The sequence below is a fragment of the Vibrio sp. 11-4(1) genome, assembly GCF_013048625.1.
In the GTDB taxonomy this organism is placed as follows: domain Bacteria; phylum Pseudomonadota; class Gammaproteobacteria; order Enterobacterales; family Vibrionaceae; genus Vibrio; species Vibrio diabolicus.
This window is the reverse complement of record NZ_VHSY01000013.1, coordinates 23,841-42,045: the sequence shown is the minus strand read 5'-3', so window position 1 is coordinate 42,045 and position 18,205 is coordinate 23,841. Positions and strand designations below refer to the sequence as shown.

Annotated in this window: 17 protein-coding genes and 1 pseudogene; 14 read left to right on the top strand and 4 right to left on the bottom strand. The window is 45.9% G+C overall.

Annotation, left to right across the window (positions count from 1 at the left end; genetic code table 11):
* Positions 1–79: 79 nt before the first annotated feature.
* Together FKN16_RS20815 and ygfZ are read right to left on the bottom strand one after the other, a co-directional pair.
* Positions 80–554, bottom strand: a pseudogene (locus tag FKN16_RS20815) (YbaK/EbsC family protein).
* Positions 547–1,515, bottom strand: a complete 969-nt coding sequence (gene ygfZ, locus FKN16_RS20810) for a tRNA-modifying protein YgfZ (RefSeq protein ID WP_170903473.1) — start codon at positions 1,513–1,515, stop codon at positions 547–549. Before ygfZ ends, FKN16_RS20815 begins: the two are co-directional and overlap by 8 nt.
* Positions 1,516–1,704: 189 nt before the next feature.
* On the opposite strand from ygfZ, the gene FKN16_RS20805 reads away from it, so the two are divergent.
* Complete coding sequence (locus FKN16_RS20805; protein WP_005393925.1) at positions 1,705–1,965, top strand: succinate dehydrogenase assembly factor 2; 261 nt, start codon at positions 1,705–1,707, stop codon at positions 1,963–1,965.
* Positions 1,913–2,395: a protein YgfX gene (locus FKN16_RS24835; protein WP_346341437.1), complete on the top strand. Its 483-nt coding sequence runs from the start codon at positions 1,913–1,915 to the stop codon at positions 2,393–2,395. The genes FKN16_RS20805 and FKN16_RS24835 overlap by 53 nt, the downstream gene beginning before the upstream one ends.
* 22 nt (positions 2,396–2,417) lie before the next feature.
* Here FKN16_RS24835 and nadB read toward each other — a convergent pair whose 3' ends face one another.
* Positions 2,418–4,031: an L-aspartate oxidase gene (gene nadB / locus FKN16_RS20800; RefSeq protein ID WP_170903472.1), complete on the bottom strand. Its 1,614-nt coding sequence runs from the start codon at positions 4,029–4,031 to the stop codon at positions 2,418–2,420.
* 552 nt (positions 4,032–4,583) lie between these two features.
* On the opposite strand from nadB, the gene rpoE reads away from it, so the two are divergent.
* The 11 genes from rpoE to acpS all read left to right on the top strand — a co-directional run bounded on the left by rpoE (position 4,584) and on the right by acpS (position 13,823).
* A complete protein-coding gene (rpoE, locus tag FKN16_RS20795; protein WP_005380946.1) occupies positions 4,584–5,162 on the top strand; it encodes an RNA polymerase sigma factor RpoE in 579 nt (192 codons plus the stop codon).
* Between the two features lie 26 nt (positions 5,163–5,188).
* Positions 5,189–5,815, top strand: coding sequence for a sigma-E factor negative regulatory protein (locus tag FKN16_RS20790; protein ID WP_012841405.1), 627 nt, complete (start codon positions 5,189–5,191; stop codon positions 5,813–5,815).
* Positions 5,812–6,777, top strand: a complete 966-nt coding sequence (gene rseB / locus FKN16_RS20785; protein WP_005393918.1) for a sigma-E factor regulatory protein RseB — start codon at positions 5,812–5,814, stop codon at positions 6,775–6,777. The genes FKN16_RS20790 and rseB overlap by 4 nt, the downstream gene beginning before the upstream one ends.
* Positions 6,774–7,244, top strand: coding sequence for a SoxR reducing system RseC family protein (locus FKN16_RS20780; RefSeq protein ID WP_005384575.1), 471 nt, complete (start codon positions 6,774–6,776; stop codon positions 7,242–7,244). The genes rseB and FKN16_RS20780 overlap by 4 nt, the downstream gene beginning before the upstream one ends.
* A gap of 159 nt (positions 7,245–7,403) precedes the next feature.
* Complete coding sequence (lepA, locus tag FKN16_RS20775) at positions 7,404–9,197, top strand: translation elongation factor 4 (protein ID WP_005393909.1); 1,794 nt, start codon at positions 7,404–7,406, stop codon at positions 9,195–9,197.
* 104 nt (positions 9,198–9,301) lie between these two features.
* Positions 9,302–10,201 carry a signal peptidase I gene (gene lepB / locus FKN16_RS20770; RefSeq protein WP_005380933.1) on the top strand — a complete coding sequence of 300 codons (900 nt, stop codon included), beginning with the start codon at positions 9,302–9,304 and terminating at the stop codon, positions 10,199–10,201.
* A 20-nt stretch (positions 10,202–10,221) separates the two neighbouring features.
* Positions 10,222–10,899, top strand: coding sequence for a ribonuclease III (rnc, locus tag FKN16_RS20765; protein WP_005393907.1), 678 nt, complete (start codon positions 10,222–10,224; stop codon positions 10,897–10,899).
* Positions 10,892–11,854: a GTPase Era gene (gene era, locus FKN16_RS20760; protein ID WP_006743309.1), complete on the top strand. Its 963-nt coding sequence runs from the start codon at positions 10,892–10,894 to the stop codon at positions 11,852–11,854. Before rnc ends, era begins: the two co-directional genes overlap by 8 nt.
* A gap of 115 nt (positions 11,855–11,969) precedes the next feature.
* Complete coding sequence (recO, locus tag FKN16_RS20755) at positions 11,970–12,701, top strand: DNA repair protein RecO (RefSeq protein ID WP_006743310.1); 732 nt, start codon at positions 11,970–11,972, stop codon at positions 12,699–12,701.
* Positions 12,698–13,429: a pyridoxine 5'-phosphate synthase gene (gene pdxJ / locus FKN16_RS20750; RefSeq protein WP_048625989.1), complete on the top strand. Its 732-nt coding sequence runs from the start codon at positions 12,698–12,700 to the stop codon at positions 13,427–13,429. The genes recO and pdxJ overlap by 4 nt, the downstream gene beginning before the upstream one ends.
* A gap of 13 nt (positions 13,430–13,442) precedes the next feature.
* On the top strand, positions 13,443–13,823 hold the full coding sequence (gene acpS, locus FKN16_RS20745) for a holo-ACP synthase (protein ID WP_012841407.1): 381 nt from the start codon (positions 13,443–13,445) through the stop codon (positions 13,821–13,823).
* A gap of 69 nt (positions 13,824–13,892) precedes the next feature.
* Here acpS and barA read toward each other — a convergent pair whose 3' ends face one another.
* Positions 13,893–16,691, bottom strand: coding sequence for a two-component sensor histidine kinase BarA (gene barA, locus FKN16_RS20740; protein ID WP_104969798.1), 2,799 nt, complete (start codon positions 16,689–16,691; stop codon positions 13,893–13,895).
* A gap of 192 nt (positions 16,692–16,883) precedes the next feature.
* Here barA and rlmD point away from each other — a divergent pair, with 192 nt between their 5' ends.
* Positions 16,884–18,203 carry a 23S rRNA (uracil(1939)-C(5))-methyltransferase RlmD gene (rlmD, locus tag FKN16_RS20735; RefSeq protein ID WP_170903471.1) on the top strand — a complete coding sequence of 440 codons (1,320 nt, stop codon included), beginning with the start codon at positions 16,884–16,886 and terminating at the stop codon, positions 18,201–18,203.
* Positions 18,204–18,205 lie beyond the last annotated feature (2 nt).

The window sequence follows — 18,205 nt, the reverse complement described above, 5'->3', positions numbered from 1 at the left end:
CTATCGTCTATTTTTGTAGATATGAGCGAGATCACGTGATGATAGAAACACTACGTGCTATTACATTATTTTTAGACGATTAACGACAGATCTCAGCTACGGTCGGCTGACACAATTGGATAAGATCTTGGATAGAAAGCGCCAGTCCAGCCATGCGATCGCCACTGCTGATCGTGACTTCCTGTTCTTCTAGTAAGCTAGGATCGAACACGATCGGCATGTGTCGTTTGAGTAATAGTGGAGTGACAGTACCAATTTTGTAACCCGTGATGGCCTCAACGTCGGCTTGATCAACGCAAGTCATCCGGCGGCATTGCAGTAATGAGCGCACTTTTTTTGGGATCGACACTACGATCACCAGGCGCACAGGCGAGAGCATATTGATTACCCATGTCTCGTAGCAAGATTGCTTTCACCATTTGAGAAGGGCGAATGCCGCGTTGTTGCGCGGCATCCTCAATAGTGGTTGCTGGTCTTTGATGCGGTAACAGACGAAACGGAATGTGTTGGTCTGTGAGAAATTGCATCAAAGGAGTATTGATTGTATTACTCATCATCAAGACTGTAAGGCAGTGATTCGATTGTCCACTCACATTCTGGCTGAGCAACCAAACGAAGACGAGTGTCTTCATCGAGATTATTAGGCAGTACGATCAGGCCAATCGCTTGATTGTCGCTGAACTGGTAGTGGTTTAATAAAGCACCCACTGAACGCCAGTTTTCACCCACGCTGCGTTCGAGCTCAATTGGCTCGTCACTGAATGGAGCTGAAGTTGCCCCTTTTACGATGTACATCGCACGTTTATTTGTACCGCGATACTTAGCTCGTGCTACCGTTTCTTGTCCTGTGTAGCAGCCCTTTGTGAAGCTAATGCCTCCTAAAGCTTGCACGTTGAGTGCTTGTGGAATGTGAGCATTCTGCGCGGATGCAGAGACAAATGGTAAACCAGCTTCAATGTCGAAACGATTCCAAAGCTCATTTGTCGTAAGGGCAGCATCTGTATTTTCAACGACTTGTTGTGCAGCTGGCGCACTTAATATCAGTAGCCAGCGGTTTTGTGAAACTTGTACCGCGGTGCCGCCTTCAACAGGGCGAACGCTGCCAGTCGTTTTGCTCATTGAAGAAATAAGCTCGTCGGCTTTGACGCCTGCAACACCTAAGATAACTTCATCAGAAGCTTCAATCGTTACTTTAGAGAAAATGGCGTATTTTTTTATTTCGCTAAGTTCTACGTCAATCGCCGATTTTGGTTGGATCATGCCGTAGCCATCGTGGTGATGGAAAAGGCGGAACACACTCCACACTTTACCTTTCGCATCACAATGTGCGCCTAATGTTGATTGGTCTTGTTCTAAAGAAACGACATCGCAGGTAACCTGACCTTGTAAGTATGATTTTTTATCGTCACCGACCATGGTGATCATGCCGAAATTGTCCAGCAGCGAGATAGATAACTCTGGAAGTGCGTCTTGAGTTGAGAGAGGTAGTGCTGAAAAACGAGTTTGCCATTCCATAATTACAATGCCTTTTGAAGATATTTTTCCGCTATGTTATACCCAAATAACCTTGAGATACTAGGGGAGCGATTTACGAATCAACATTTGTCTGCTTTCACTATCGTATTGTGACCCGCACACTAGTGACGTAGCACATCCCTTGTTACACTCCGCACTAACAACAAGACATCTATGAAGGAATAGTGAATGTACACTCCGGAAGAAAAAGCGCGTATTAAATGGGCTTGTCGTCGAGGCATGCTTGAGCTTGACGTAGTAATTATGCCGTTTTTTGAAGAGTGCTTTGATACTCTGAGTGAACAAGAGCAGCGTGACTTTGTTTCTTTACTTGAATGCGATGATCCTGATCTGTTTACTTGGATAATGGGGCATGGCCGCAGCGAAAACTTAGGTCATGCTGCAATGGTTGATAAAATTGTCGCCCATAACCTCAGCAAAGTTCGTTAATTTTACCGCTTCTCCCTCTCTGACTGCCCGAGTTCTCAATGTAATACTTTTCTTACTGATGACTTGGGCCGTTACCCTCTCTAGCATCCCTCTCGTATTATCGATTTATTTGTTATTAATGATTGTTAAGGCACTATTGAGCCAAGGCTTTGTTAAACCGACAAGTCAGGGTTATTGGTATGTGCATTGCGACGGCTCGGTTAGGTTTGAGGCCCTCGAGTATAGTGAATGTTCGGCGCCTCTTGAGTCTGAAAAGGATCAGTTACAACGAATCGATACATCGACATTGCCATTCAAGATAACATTTCGATTGGAGTCTGGCCGTAGCGTCACGATTTGGCGTGATAGCTGTGACGATCAGCATTACCGTCAATTATCTTTGGTATTACGCCAGTGGGAAATGAAACAGGGAGCCAATGCTCCCTGTTGATGTAATAGTTTATTTTGTCGAATTAAAGCTGTTTAGCTGGAACCAAAATCGTTGGTCCGCTGTTTTCCAGTTGATTTGGATAATCGAGTGTATAGTGCAAACCACGACTCTCTTTGCGTTGCATCGCACAGCGAACCATCAGCTCTGCTACTTGTAAAAGGTTACGCAGTTCTAATAAGTTGTTCGATACACGGAAGTTGCTGTAGTACTCATGCGTTTCTTGTTGCAACAGTTGGATACGGCGCAAGGCGCGTTCTAAGCGCTTATCTGTCCGTACAATGCCCATGTAGTCCCACATAAACAGTCGAAGTTCGTGCCAGTTGTGCTGAATGATCACTTCTTCATCACTGTTGGTCACTTTACTTTCATCCCAGCATGGCACCTGAGAAGGAAGCTCCACATTAGTGTGATGTTTTAGAATATCTTTCGCCGCAGACCAAGCATAAACCACGCATTCGAGAAGTGAATTTGATGCCATGCGGTTAGCACCATGCAGCCCTGTATAGCTGACTTCGCCAATTGCATACAAGTTTTTAAGATCGGTGCAGCCATTTCTATCCACCATGACACCGCCACAAGTGTAGTGCGCAGCAGGTACGATTGGGATTGGCTCTTTGGTCATATCAATGCCCAAGTCCATTAAACGTGAGTAAATGGTTGGGAAGTGCTTAGTAATAAAGTCCGCAGGTTTGTGACTGATGTCGAGGTGCATACAGTCGGCACCCAAACGCTTCATTTCGAAGTCGATAGCACGAGCCACGACGTCACGCGGAGCAAGCTCTTTACGCTCATCGAAATCTGGCATAAAGCGAGAACCATCGGGACGACGCAGGTAAGCACCTTCACCACGTAACGCTTCGGTCAACAAGAAGTTACGTGCTTCTGGGTGATATAAACACGTCGGGTGGAACTGGTTAAACTCCATATTTGCCACACGACACCCTGCACGCCAAGCAATGGCAATACCATCACCAGACGAAACATCTGGGTTAGAGGTGTATTGATAAACTTTTGAAGCGCCACCTGTAGCGAGAACCACAAATTTGGCTCGCACGGTTTCGACATGCTCTTCGTTGCGGTTCCAAATATAAGCACCGATAACTTTGTTTTTATCACCGCCAATTTTGTCTTCGGTGATTAAGTCCAGAGCATTGTGACGTTCGAGAACATGAATGTTTGGATGGTTGTGAGCGTTATCTTGCAGAGAGGTTTGCATCGCCATACCTGTTGCATCTGCCGCGTGAAGAATACGACGACGGCTATGGCCACCTTCTCGAGTTAAGTGGTAACGAGGCTCATCGTCAGAGTCATCCTCTTCACGATCAAATGGGACACCACCGTCGATCAACCACTGTACGCACTCTTTTGAATGTTCAGCAATGAACCTCACGGTGTCCTCATCGCAAATACCATCGCCGGCGATTTGCGTGTCTTCAACGTGTGAATCAATGGTGTCTGACTCATCAAATACAGCAGCAATACCACCCTGGGCATAATAGGTCGCCCCTTCGCTGCGTGGCCCTTTACTCAGCACCATCACTTTACAGTGGTTAGCAACGCGCAAAGCCAACGACAAACCAGCCGCGCCACTCCCTACCACTAACACATCACACTCATGTTCACGATTTGTGTTCATATAACTTTTATAATCCCAAGCTAAGGTAACAAAGTCACCTTGTGTATTATTTGCACACCATGTGCATTCCATTATCGCGACACCTGTCGCAAGGGCTAAGTTGGGAGACCTATCGACATCCGTGTTACTGCGGTGACTGAGCCACTCTTCTTTTTCATGCAGAGCATGAGCATGCTTCCTAAGTTATATTTGTAACGCGGTGTTCAGATAGCCATTAGCCATGCAAATGAAAAGTAATAGTTTGTCAATGCCATTGCTTTTCCATGCTCGACCCAGCACAATCTGGGACAGAGATCATTCATTATACCCATTTCCCCTCAAGATGCTCGCTTGTCAAACTTAGACTAAAGTCAGGCAACGGTGGTCATTTGGGTATAGACATCACACTGTGAAAAAACAATGACAAAAAACTTGAGAAACCATGGAACTTTCTCATTCACGTTAGGGTCACAATAGTGCTCAAGTAAGCAGTGGTGTCAATACTACGTTTTGCATAATTAGTACCCATATCTGAGAAGAGTAGGGGCATAACAAATAGGAGTATCCGCTCGAATGAACGAGCAGCTGACCGATCAAGTATTGATTGAGCGAGTTCAGAATGGCGATAAGCAAGCATTCAACCTGCTGGTAACGAAGTACCAGAACAAGGTATGTAATCTTATTTCCAGATACGTTAGTAATCCTGGCGATGTACCAGATGTAGCACAAGAAGCGTTTATTAAAGCTTACCGAGCTATTCCCAGCTTTCGTGGGGAGAGTGCGTTTTATACGTGGCTGTATCGCATTGCAGTGAATACTGCGAAAAATCACATTGTTGCTCAAGGGCGTAGACCTCCAGCGACAGATGTCGATGCTGAAGATGCTGAATTTTACGAAACAGGTAGTGCACTTAAAGAAATATCGAACCCTGAGAACTTAACGTTGTCCAAAGAATTGCAACGGGTGGTGTTCAGTGCAATCGAAGCTTTACCTGAAGATTTAAAAACCGCAATGACATTACGAGAGCTCGATGGCTTGAGTTATGAAGAAATTGCAGAAGTGATGGATTGCCCGGTAGGAACGGTACGATCGCGTATCTTCCGTGCTCGTGAGGCGGTGGAAAAGAAAATCAGACCTCTTTTGCAACGCTAGTACAAGTAATAACTATGGTGAAAATAATGGCTGACAAAGAAAAACTTTCAGCTCTCATGGATGGAGAATTGGTCGATAAGGCTTTAATTCAAGAGTTAGAGCAAGACCAAGAGAGCCGTGATGCTTGGCAGAACTATCACCTGATTGGTGATGTGATGCGAGGCGAAGCGCCAGCAAAACCTGAGTGGAATATTGCTGAAAGCGTGGCGTTAGCGTTAGAAGATGAACCTGCACACCGTGCGTTTGATGCGCACAGTGCAAATGTTATCTCAATTGCTGATACGCCAAAAGAGTCACAACCAGAACCGCAAAAAGCAAAACGTCAGTTGCCAGGTTGGTTGACACAGTTTGGTCAAGTTGCTGTTGCTGCATGTGTATCGCTTGTCGTTATTTTAGGTGTACAGCAGTACGGTGGTAGCGATTCAATGTCGCCGCAAACAGACCAATTGCCTGTGTTGCAGACAGTTCCGTTTGCTGGCAGCGCAGAGCCTGTGAGTTTAACTCGTGAGTCTGTTGAGCGTTCTGTAGGTGAAGCAAATATGCAAGAGCAACGTAAGCGTGTTCATGCTATGCTGCGAGACTATGAATTGCAGTTACGAATTAACAGTGATGCATCTCAACAAGATGCAAATCTGAATCCGGATATTGAATGAAAAAATTTCTGATCAGCGCTTGCGCTCTGTTCAGTATGATGTCTTCTCAAGCCTTTGCTGGTGATAAGCCAGCGGAGGCTTTATTGCATCAAATGAGCGAGGCGAGTAAGAATTTAAGTTACGAACTCTCTTATATCCTTATCAAAAAGAACAGCATTGAGCCGTTGCTGTATCGTCATGCGACGCATGGTGACGATCAATATGCTCATCTTGTCTATTTAAGTGGCCCTGTACGCGAAGTGATTCGTCGCGGCACAGAAGTAAGCTATATCGAAACGGGTTTAGAACCATTCACCATCGAGTCAGGTAAAATGGTCGCTCCGACCATGCCTATGCTCAATACCAATATCGATGAGCTAAACTTGTATTACGACTATGTAAAAGTGGGTAGAGCTCGTGAAGCAGGTGTAGCAACACAAGTGCTGCGTGTCGTCCCTAAAGACGGTCTGCGCTATTCATACGTACTATGGATCGATGAAAAGAGTAAATTGCCGTTACGTGCCGACCTTGTGGACCGTGATGGTGAGATGCTTGAACAATATCGCACTATTTCTTACACAGTGAATCCAAAAATCGCAGAGTTAATGAGTGGCCTACAAGATGTTCAATTACCAGCTGTTCTCACCATGCCAAAAGGCGATATTGGAACCAGCAATTGGCAGGTAGGTTGGATCCCTGAAGGTTTCGAACCGAACGAGCTGAACCGCTATCGCATGGCTGTTACCAATCAAATGGTGGAGAGTCAGCTGTACTCTGACGGTCTATTTAGCTTCTCTGTTTACGTAGCAAACAAAGATGAGCACTCGTTAAAAGGTCAGTTGGTTCGCCAAGGCCGAAGAACGCTGCATAGTTTTGTGAGCGGTCAACATGAAATCTCCGTAGTTGGAGACATTCCGCCGACCACAGCACAGCGTATCGCTCAATCTGTCACATTTAATGTAACAAAGAGTAAACAACAATGATGACCGCGTTGGCTACTGTGACAGACGTACATCGTCGCGGTAAACAATACGAAATTGATTTAAGCTGCGAACAGCAGACCAGTTGCAGTAGTTGCTCTTCACAGAAAAGCTGTGGAACGGGCGTTGTGACTAAAGCCATTGGTAACAAGAGTTTATCTTGGCACCTGCGCACGGATAAATCAGTGAAGATAGGTCAAGTCGTCGAGATAGGCTTTCCTGAGTCGAGCCTGATAAAATCAGCAATGGCGGTTTATTTACTGCCGTTGTTTGGTTTGATTATCGGTGCGATGTTTGGTCACTTCCTATTAGCGCCGCTGACCGCGGGCGGGGAAGGTATCATCATATTGGCATCAGTATTATTTGCAGCTGGTGGAATGTGGATCGCAAAACGTGTTTCTCGTCCGTTAGAGGATGAATCTAAGCGCCAAGTTACCCTTGTTCGGGTACTTGGAGAGCCAATCCAGTAAGCGCCGTCCCCCCTCCACTAAAGGTTATTTGGGTATGTACTTTAAATTACGTGCGCCCGTTAACGAAATTCGGTAGAATCTGCCAACTTGATTGAAATGCCGTCAGTGGATGGCGTTTCTTACTGTCCCTATTTGTAAAGAGTTAGTCACCCTAAATCTATGAAGCACATTCGTAACTTTTCGATTATCGCCCACATCGACCATGGTAAGTCGACCCTATCAGACCGTCTAATCCAAGTTTGTGGCGGGTTAACCGATCGTGAAATGGCCGCACAGGTTCTGGATTCTATGGATCTTGAACGTGAGCGTGGTATCACCATTAAATCTCAGAGTGTGACGCTAAACTACACCGCTAAAGACGGTGAAACGTATCAGCTGAACTTCATCGATACTCCAGGGCACGTTGACTTTGCATATGAAGTATCACGTTCTCTAGCTGCTTGTGAAGGTGCGTTATTGGTTGTAGATGCGGGTCAAGGTGTTGAGGCTCAAACACTGGCTAACTGTTACACCGCGATTGAGATGGATCTAGAGGTTGTGCCAATCTTGAACAAGATTGACCTACCAGCAGCCGATCCTGAGCGCGTGGCAGAAGAAATTGAAGAAATCGTTGGTATCGATGCAATGGAAGCAACCCGCTGTTCTGCGAAGACAGGCATCGGTGTTGATGACGTTCTAGAGAACATTGTGTCAGCGATTCCAGCACCGGAAGGTGATCCAGATGCGCCACTACAAGCGCTGATCATTGACTCATGGTTTGATAACTATCTTGGCGTTGTTTCTCTAGTACGTATTAAAAACGGCGAACTGAAGAAGAACGACAAGATCAAAGTGATGAGCACGGGTCAAGTTTGGGGTGTAGACCGTCTTGGTATTTTTACGCCAAAACAAGTAGATACCGATATCCTTCGTACTGGTGAAGTAGGTTGGGTGGTTTGTGGTATTAAAGACATCCTTGGTGCACCTGTTGGTGATACGCTGACTATGGCGAAGAATGGCTGTGAAAAACCGCTACCAGGTTTTAAGAAAGTAAAACCTCAGGTTTACGCAGGTCTGTTCCCTGTATCTTCTGACGATTACGAAAACTTCCGTGATGCGCTGGGCAAATTAAGCCTAAACGACGCATCGCTATTCTACGAGCCTGAAAACTCAGCGGCACTTGGCTTTGGTTTCCGTTGTGGTTTCCTTGGCATGCTGCACATGGAAATCATCCAAGAGCGTCTAGAGCGTGAATACGACTTAGATCTTATCACCACGGCACCAACGGTAGTTTACGAAGTTGAAAAAACGGATGGTGAACTGCTGTACGTTGATAGCCCTGCCAAACTACCAGCGATCAATGATATTGAAGAAATTCGTGAACCGATCGCTCGTTGTAATATCCTGGTACCTTCAGAGTACCTAGGTAACGTGATAACGCTGTGTGTTGAAAAGCGTGGTACTCAGGTCGATATGGTTTACCACGGTAACCAGGTTGCCGTGACTTACGATATTCCAATGGCAGAAGTGGTACTGGATTTCTTCGACCGTCTGAAATCGACATCTCGTGGTTATGCGTCTTTGGATTACAACTTCCAGCGTTTTGAAGCTTCGAATATGGTACGTGTAGACGTTCTTCTGAACGGTGACACCGTTGATGCATTGGCGATGATCACACACAAAGACCAGTCTCAGACTCGCGGTCGTCAGCTGGTAGAGAAGATGAAAGAATTTATCCCTCGCCAAATGTTTGATATCGCAATCCAAGCAGCGATTGGTAACCACATTATCGCACGTTCAACTGTAAAACAGCTGCGTAAGAACGTAATCGCGAAATGTTACGGCGGTGACGTAAGTCGTAAGAAGAAACTTCTGAAGAAACAGAAAGAAGGTAAGAAGCGCATGAAGCAGATCGGTAACGTTGAGCTGCCTCAAGAAGCGTTCCTAGCCATCCTTCACGTAGGTAAAGACTAAAGTTGAACTTTGTCTCACACTTGTCGGTCTTAAGACGTTAGATATTAAAATAAGTGAAAGGGTTTCGGCTCTTTCACTTTCGTATTTTTAGATAAGGGAATTTAATGGCGAATACATTCTCACTGATGTTGGTTATTGCGACTTTGGTAACTGGCGTAGTTTGGCTACTGGAAAAGCTGGTTTTCGCGAAAAAGCGTCAGGAAAAACTGGCTGAGATTCAAGCTCAGACGTCTAATGGTTTGGATGCAGTGACCTTGCAAAAAGTTGAGCGTCAGCCTTGGTGGGTTGAAAATAGCGTCTCAATTTTTCCTGTGATTGCGTTCGTTTTAGTATTACGTTCTTTTATCTACGAACCATTTCAAATCCCATCAGGCTCAATGATGCCGACTTTGTTGGTGGGTGACTTTATCTTGGTAGAAAAATACGCCTATGGCTTGAAAGATCCGGTATGGCGCACGCAGTTAGTTGAAACAGGTAAACCTGAGCGTGGTGATATCGTGGTATTCAAATACCCACCACAACCAAGTGTGGATTACATTAAGCGTGTTGTTGGTTTGCCTGGTGATATCGTGCGTTATTCAAGTGATAAGCAGCTTTGCGTGCAAAGCCAAGGTGAATCGGCGTGTAAACCAGTTAAACTGAGCAATGTTGAAGAAAGTCAGTTTAGCTCGAACGGTATTCCAATGATCCAACTGGATGAAAAATTGGGTAACGTGGAGCACAATATTTTGGTTAACCCTCTTGTTCGTAACCGTGTGGAGCAATACTTCCCACGTAGCGGCACGACAGAGTGGGTTGTACCACAAGGTCAGTACTTTGTGATGGGTGATAACCGTGACAACAGTGCTGACAGCCGTTACTGGGGCTTCGTTCCTGAAGCAAACTTAGTCGGCAAAGCTGTCGCCATTTGGATCAGCTTCGAGTTTGATCGTGGCGCAGATAGCGTTCTACCTTCATGGATTCCAACTGGTGTGCGTTTTAACCGCATCGGTGGTATTCACTAACCATTTTATATCGAGAGAGTATGAATTCTCCAATTGATAAACTAGAGAGAAAGCTCGGCTACCAGTTTCAAGATGCCGGGCTTATCAACTTGGCGCTGACTCACCGCAGCGCCAACAGTAAGCATAATGAACGTCTTGAGTTTCTGGGCGATTCAATTTTAAGTTTTGTCATCGCTGATGATCTGTACCATCGTTTCCCGAAAGTGAACGAGGGTGACATGAGCCGTATGCGTGCTACTTTGGTTCGTGGACATACATTGGCGGAACTGGGTCGTGAATTCGATCTAGGAGATTATTTAAAATTAGGTCCAGGTGAATTGAAGAGTGGCGGTTTCCGCCGAGACTCTATTTTAGCCGATGCGGTTGAAGCCATTATTGGCGCAATTTACCTAGACAGCGATCTTGAAGTCGTGCGAGGCATTGTACTGAGTTGGTACAACTCACGCCTTGAAGCCATTAAACCAGGCGTCTCACAAAAAGATCCGAAAACTCGCCTACAAGAGTTCCTACAAGGCAGAAGAAAACCGCTGCCTGTGTACACAGTGACTAATATTAAAGGTGAAGCGCACAACCAAGAGTTTACGGTTGAGTGTGAAGTAGCAGGTGTGGACAAGCCTGTAATCGGGAAAGGCACCAGCCGCCGCAAGGCAGAACAAGCGGCCGCTGAAACAGCACTTGAGCAATTAACAAATGGCTGATAACGAATTCGATATCGATGCGTTTTTCGCATCACAAGGTGAGCCAAGCTCGCCAGAAAACCAGCACTGTGGCTTTATTGCTATTGTTGGTCGCCCAAACGTAGGTAAGTCGACACTTCTGAACAAAATCTTGGGTCAGAAGATTTCGATCACCTCACGTAAGCCGCAAACAACACGCCACCGCATTATGGGTGTGGACACGGATGGCGATTACCAAGCGATTTACGTCGACACGCCAGGACTTCACATTGAAGAAAAGCGTGCGATTAACCGCCTGATGAACCGTGCGGCTAACTCATCTCTAAGTGATGTAAACCTAGTGTTCTTCTTAGTCGATGGTACGCATTGGACCAAAGACGATGAGATGGTGCTAACTAAGCTTCAAAAATCGAACTTCCCAGTTGTGCTTTGTGTCAATAAAGTCGACAACGTGCAAGATCGTAACGAAGTGATGCTACACATGGCTGAGATGTCTAAGAAGATGGATTTCGTGGACGTTGTGCCAATCTCTGCGAAGCAAGGGAAGAACATTGATGTACTGCGTAAGCACGTGCGTAATCACTTACCTAAAGCAACGCACCACTTCCCAGAAGAATACGTGACTGATCGCTCCCAGCGCTTTATGGCATCTGAAATTGTGCGTGAAAAGTTAATGCGTTTCACGGGTGAAGAATTGCCATACTCGGTAACGGTCGAGATTGAACGTTTTGATTACAACCCAGAAACCGACGGTTTCCACATCAATGCCTTGATTCTTGTTGAGCGTAATGGCCAGAAGAAAATGGTGATTGGTAAAGGTGGCGAGAAGATCAAGACCATTGGTCGTGAAGCGCGTTTAGATATGGAAGAGTTGTTCGGTCGTAAGGTTTACCTAGAAACCTGGGTAAAAGTGAAATCTGGCTGGGCAGACGATGAACGAGCACTGCGCTCGTTGGGCTATATCGACGATTTATAATCTTGGCTGCGAAGATGCTTCGCTCCAACATCGATGAAAAATTAGTATCGATTAAAATAAGGAGCCGCTCGGCTCCTTATTTTTTATTTCACACTTTTTAGGCACAATGACTTAGATGAGTAATCTGTCTTCCGAAGGTTTACAGCGCTGCTTTGTATTACATCGCCGCCCTTACAGTGAATCGAGCTTAATCCTTGATGTATTCAGTGAGGAATATGGTCGAATGACTTTAATGGCGAAAGGCGCGCGCAGTAAGCGTTCGAACTTAAAAGGCGCATTGCAACCTTTTACTCCGCTGTTACTTAAATGGTCGGGGAAAGGTTCGATGAAGACTTTGCGTCAAGCTGAGCCGATAAGCCTAGGCTTACCGCTAACGGGCATTAATCTCTACTCTGCCATGTACGTTAATGAACTGATTGGTCGGATATTGATGGCTGAAGTGCCGATGCCAGCGCTATTTCATGATTATTTGCATGCGTTAACAGAGTTGGCACACAACGAGAACCCTGAGCCAGCACTGCGTCGTTTTGAGTTAGCATTGCTCTCTTCTATGGGGTATGGCGTGGATTTCTTGCACTGTGCAGGTACTGGCGAGCCCGTCGACCCAGAGATGACGTATCGTTACCGGGAACAAAAAGGCTTCATAGCTTCGGTTAGGCGCGATAACCTTACGTTTTTAGGGAATGAGCTGATTGCTATCAGTGAGCGGCGGTTCGTCACTAAAGAGCAGCTAAAAGCGGCAAAACGCTTTACACGTATAGCCTTAAAGCCGTATCTTGGCGGCAAACCTTTAAAAAGTCGTGAATTTTTCATTCAGACCCCCAGAGCACGGAGTAACGGAAAATGAGCTCAATTTATTTAGGCGTCAATATCGACCATATTGCCACTCTACGTAATGCACGTGGTACAAAATACCCTGATCCTGTTCACGCTGCAGAAATTGCTGAGCGTGCAGGCGCGGATGGTATCACAATTCACTTACGTGAAGACCGTCGCCATATTTTGGACCGTGATGTACGTATTCTGCGTGAAACCATTCAAACGCGCATGAATCTAGAGATGGCAGTGACGGACGAAATGGTTGAGATTGCGCTGCAAACTAAACCAGAGTTTGTGTGCTTAGTGCCTGAAAAACGTGAAGAACTGACGACGGAAGGTGGCTTGGACGTTGTGGGGCAGCTTGAAAAAATTAAAGCTGCGACGAAAAAGCTGACAGATGCAGGCATTAAAGTTTCACTCTTTATTGATGCTGATCGTCAACAGATTGAAGCTGCGAAAAAGTGTGGTGCTCCGTTTATTGAGCTGCACACGGGTCATTATGCTGATGCGACGACAGAAGACGAACAGCAAGCAGAACTGAAGAAGATTGCCGCTGGTGCGAGTTATGCTCATGACCTAGGTATTATTGTTAATGCCGGGCATGGCCTGACTTATCACAATGTCGCGCCAATTGCTGCATTACCAGAAATTTACGAACTCAACATTGGTCACTCAATCATTGGTCGCGCGGTATTTGATGGTTTGAATAAAGCGGTTGCGGACATGAAAGCACTGATGATTGAGGCACGCCAGTAATAGGGCTATCTAGATGGCGATTATAGGGTTAGGGACCGACATTGCAGAAATTGAGCGTATTGAAAAAGCGTTAGCTCGTAGTGGTGAGCCTTTTGCTCAGCGTATTCTTTCAGAAGAAGAAATGGCTAAATTTTCACAGCTTAAGCTGCAAGGCCGTTATCTTGCTAAGCGCTTTGCGGTCAAAGAAGCGGCCTCAAAAGCATTGGGGACAGGGATCGCAAAAGGGGTCACGTTTCACGATTTTTCCATCTCGAACGATGCGCTTGGAAAACCAGTGCTCGCATTGACGGGCACAGCAAAGCAAATAGCGGATGCGATGGGCGTTAACCACATTCACCTGTCCATTTCCGATGAGCGTCATTACGCTGTGGCGACGGTCATTTTTGAATCCTAGCTTGTAAGTCTTAAACAAAATACTAAAAAGCCAGAGCAGATGCTCTGGCTTTCTTGTCTCTCGAGCAGATTACTGTTCAAGGTATAATTTTGCAGTCGTTGTGACTTTAATCATTTCATCTTGCAGCTCGAACATTTCAGGCTCAACCTCCTCAAGACTGATCCCTGAGCGCAGTGCTTGCTCAAGCGTCGCACAGAGTGATTTCAGCCTAGGCACTCCGCAATATGAGCTACTGCCGTGCAGCTTATGGATGACATGAATTAGGTCATCACGGGAGATATCTTCTTGCTCCAGAGCTTGGTCAACGACTGCTTCTACTTCAGGGATGAACTCAATCAACATGCGCAGCATGTCTTTGGCTAGATCCTCTTTATTCGCGCTCTGTTTTAAGGCAGCTTGCCAATCAATAATCACATCCTGCTGAGGCGAAGAAACGGATTGTGGCGCGCTCCCTTCAGGCTCATCAACGTATGAAGGGGCGACTTTGCCAATGCTCTCTGTACAAGCATTTGGGTTCCAGTGAACCAAAACCTGTTGTAGCACATGCTCTTCAATAGGTTTGGTCAAGTAGTCATCCATTCCTGCCGAGAGCAAACGATCTCTTTCACCCGCCATGGCATGCGCAGTTACCGCAATCACTGGCGTGTCTTTATTTAACTCCAACTCTTTAATGTGCTGACAAGCGGTCACACCATCCATTTGTGGCATTTGGATATCCATGAAGATTAAGTCGTACTTTTTCTCCGTCGCAAGGTTCACCGCTTGCTGGCCATTGCTACAGGCGGTGACGGTTTCTACTCGTTCGCGAAGCAGAGCGGAAATCAGCTTCAAGTTCGCTGGGTTATCATCCACCGCTAACACCGTCAGAGGTAAACGCTCCCCTTCGCTTGGCGTAATTGGAGCACTCAATGTTGGTGGTGATTCGACATGTTCGCTAATCAGGCTTTGTAGCAGTTTACGGCGAGACAACGGCTTCGTCAGGCATTGGACGTGATGCTCTGTCATAATTTGGTCGGCAAGTGCCAGTTCGGTACTCGGCGTCCCTAGGATCACACTCGGAGCCATGCGTTTCGCTTGTTCTATCCAAGGTGTAATGACGTCTGTATCATGCGTTTGATTCGCCGCTAAATTCAGTAATACATAGTCATATTGTTCTTCGTTTTTCGGTAGCGAAGAACGGTAGGTTACTAAGATACCTTCTTGACTTAGAATCTGTTGGGTTACGGATGCGGCTTGCATGTTTGGTTCAATCAACAGCAACTGTTTGCCTGTCAGAAGTTCCACTTCAATCAGTTCGCTCATCGGCATTTCGGTTGAGTGCAAGCGCACCGTAAACCAGAACGTCGAACCTTGGTGTAGACGGCTGGTTAAACTGATTTCGCCGCCCATCTGGCTCACCAGTTTCTGAGTGATGACCAGACCAAGGCCAGTACCGCCGTAACGACGTGAAATACTTGCATCTGCTTGGCTAAAGGCTTGGAACAACTGCGCTTGCTGACGCTCAGAAATACCAATGCCGGTATCACGCACCATGAATTGCAGTTCGACGGAGTCCCCTGATTGAGAGCGCATTTCAACGCTAACATCAATGTTGCCTCGCTCGGTAAACTTGATTGAGTTACCGACCAAGTTCGTCAAAATTTGCTGGATACGTAGTGGGTCCCCAACTAAACCCGGTGGAATTTTAGGGTCCACTTTTAGGGTGATTTCTAACCCTTTCTCATGTGCACTCGTGGCTTGTAGGTTAATCACTTCTTCTAAACTTTCTCGGAAGTCAAACGGAATGTTTTCCAGCGCCAGCTTACCCGCCTCAAGTTTCGAGAAGTCGAGAATGTCATTGATGATATTCAGCAGGTTGTTCGCCGATTTCTCAATCGTCTGTAGGTAATCAGTTTGGCTGTTAGAAAGCTGCGTTTTAAGCATTTGACGAGTAAAGCCAATAACCCCATTGAGCGGAGTACGCAGTTCGTGCGACATGTTCGCCAAGAACTCAGATTTAACCCTGGCCGCTTCTTGCGCGCGTTTCTTCGCGATATCTAACTCAACGTTCTGAATCTCTAGCTGCTCAAGCGTTTCACGCAAGTCTGATGTGGCTTGGTCTATACTGTGCTGCATCTCCACGTGATATTCCGATAGCGATACCGCCATGGCGTTAATACCGTTTTTCAGTTGGTCTAACTCACCGTGCATTTTACCTTCGATACGCACGTCTAGGTGACCACGGCGAATGCGGTCAACGACATTCTTCATGTGGGTGATAGGTTGGGTAACATCGTGCATCAGACGTGAAGCAAACACACTTGCCAAGCCAAGACCGAGTATAAGAACTAAAAAAGCAGAGAAAACTTCTTGATACTGTTGCAGCCTTAAAGAGGAGAGATCTAACTCAACGGCAATATAACCAATTGCTTTAGTTCCTTGGCTTTCGTTCGATAACTCCGCTAAATAGTGACCCTCGGACAAAATAGGTACGCGCAATATCAGTGAGTTTTCGTAGATTTCCGAATTGCCCAGTTGCGGGATCGGTTTATCTTTAGGGAACATCAAGGCTTCGAAATTAGGGTGAAAGTTAGATGTCACGAAGAGCTCATGATGTTCATCAAACACCGCGATACTACGAACCAGTTTAGAGTTTTTGCGATGGGCGTAGCTTATCAAGCGACGTACCGCCTCTCGGCTTTCTGATAGTAGATGAGTTTCACTGGCAATTGCTAACGGCTCAATGATGCTGTTACCAGTGGTGATAACTTGTTTCTCAAGATCTTGGTAGCGGTTGAAAGAGAAAAAACCGCTCAGTAATAAACCAATGATGAGAGTGGGAGCGAGAGTCAGTGTAATTACACGTGCTCGTAAGCCATATCTGGTCATGTTATCTAATTACATCGGAGTCTGGATATGGGAAAATAACGCATTATTTCTCAAGCGCACGATAAGGCGTTGAGCAAAGAAGTGACGTCACCTAATAAACGGTAAGCATAATCAAGTCACTCGAATCACACAACGGCTGCAATCAAGAATAGTGAAGCCGAAGAGCAATTAGACATAAATCAGGCATAGAGCATGGCACGCATCTTTCAACCGAAAAAGAAAACCCAACTCAATATTCGTCATCAAGCGGTGCAAGTGGAGCGTTTAGATCACCACGGCGCAGGTATTGCTTACCTAAAGAAAAAACCGCTGTTTATTGATGGCGCATTGCCGGGAGAAGAAGTCGTCACACAATTAGTGGAAGAAAAAAGTAAATTTGCTCGCGGTAAACTGATTAAGATTCTCAAGCCGAGTGACACTCGCGTGGAGCCATTTTGTCCGCATTACCACGAGTGTGGTGGCTGTGACTTGCAACACCTAGATTATGACCAACAATTGACGTACAAACAGCAAACGTTGCGTCAGCTAATGAGAAAATTTTCAGGCAGTGACATTGAACTAGATGCCCCGTTATTGGGAGATTCGCAGGCCTACCGTCGCCGTGCGAGAGTGAGCTTGTTTGTTGATAAGAAAACACGTCAGCTACATTTTGGTTTCCGTAAAAAGCAGAGTAAGCAAATCGTTCAAGTGACCGACTGCCCAGTGCTGGCGCCGGAACTGAACGTTCTGCTTCCAGAGATTTATTCAGTACTAAAAGCGTATAAAAAGCCGGAACAATTGGGCCATGTAGAGCTGGTACTTGGTGATAATGGGCCGTGTATTACGCTGCGCCACTTGAGCGCTCTGACAACGAGTGAAACTCAATCTCTAACGGAGTTGGCAAAACGTCATGGTGCATCGTTGTACTTAATGCCATCGACAGAGCAATTAGACCTTATCGAAGGCGATATGCCTTTTTATCAAGAAGTTGGCGTGAAAATTCCTTTTGCACCAAATAACTTTATTCAAGTAAACCAAGGTGTAAACCAACAAATGGTCAAACAAGCGGTTGAGTGGTTAGACCCGCAAAAGAGTGACCGAGTGTTAGATTTGTTCTGCGGCGTAGGCAACTTCAGTTTACCGATTGCGAAGTTAGCTAAGCACGTGGTTGGGGTTGAAGGTGTTGCAGAGATGGTCGAAAAATCCACAAATAATGCATCCTTGAACCAAATCAATAATGCGCAATTTTATCACGCTAACCTTGAGCAAGACTTTGAAGGGCAGGTCTGGGCGGCAGAACAGTTTGATAAAGTGCTGTTAGACCCAGCACGCGCGGGGGCAAGTGGGATCATCGATCAAGTTTCTGAGCTTGGCGCACAGCGTGTAGTTTATGTTTCTTGTAATCCTGCTACCCTTGCTAGGGACAGCCAAAGCTTGATGGAGCAAGGCTATAAATTAACTAAATTAGGTATGCTGGACATGTTCCCTCATACCAGTCATCTAGAATCGATGGCATTGTTTGAAAAGTCCTAACT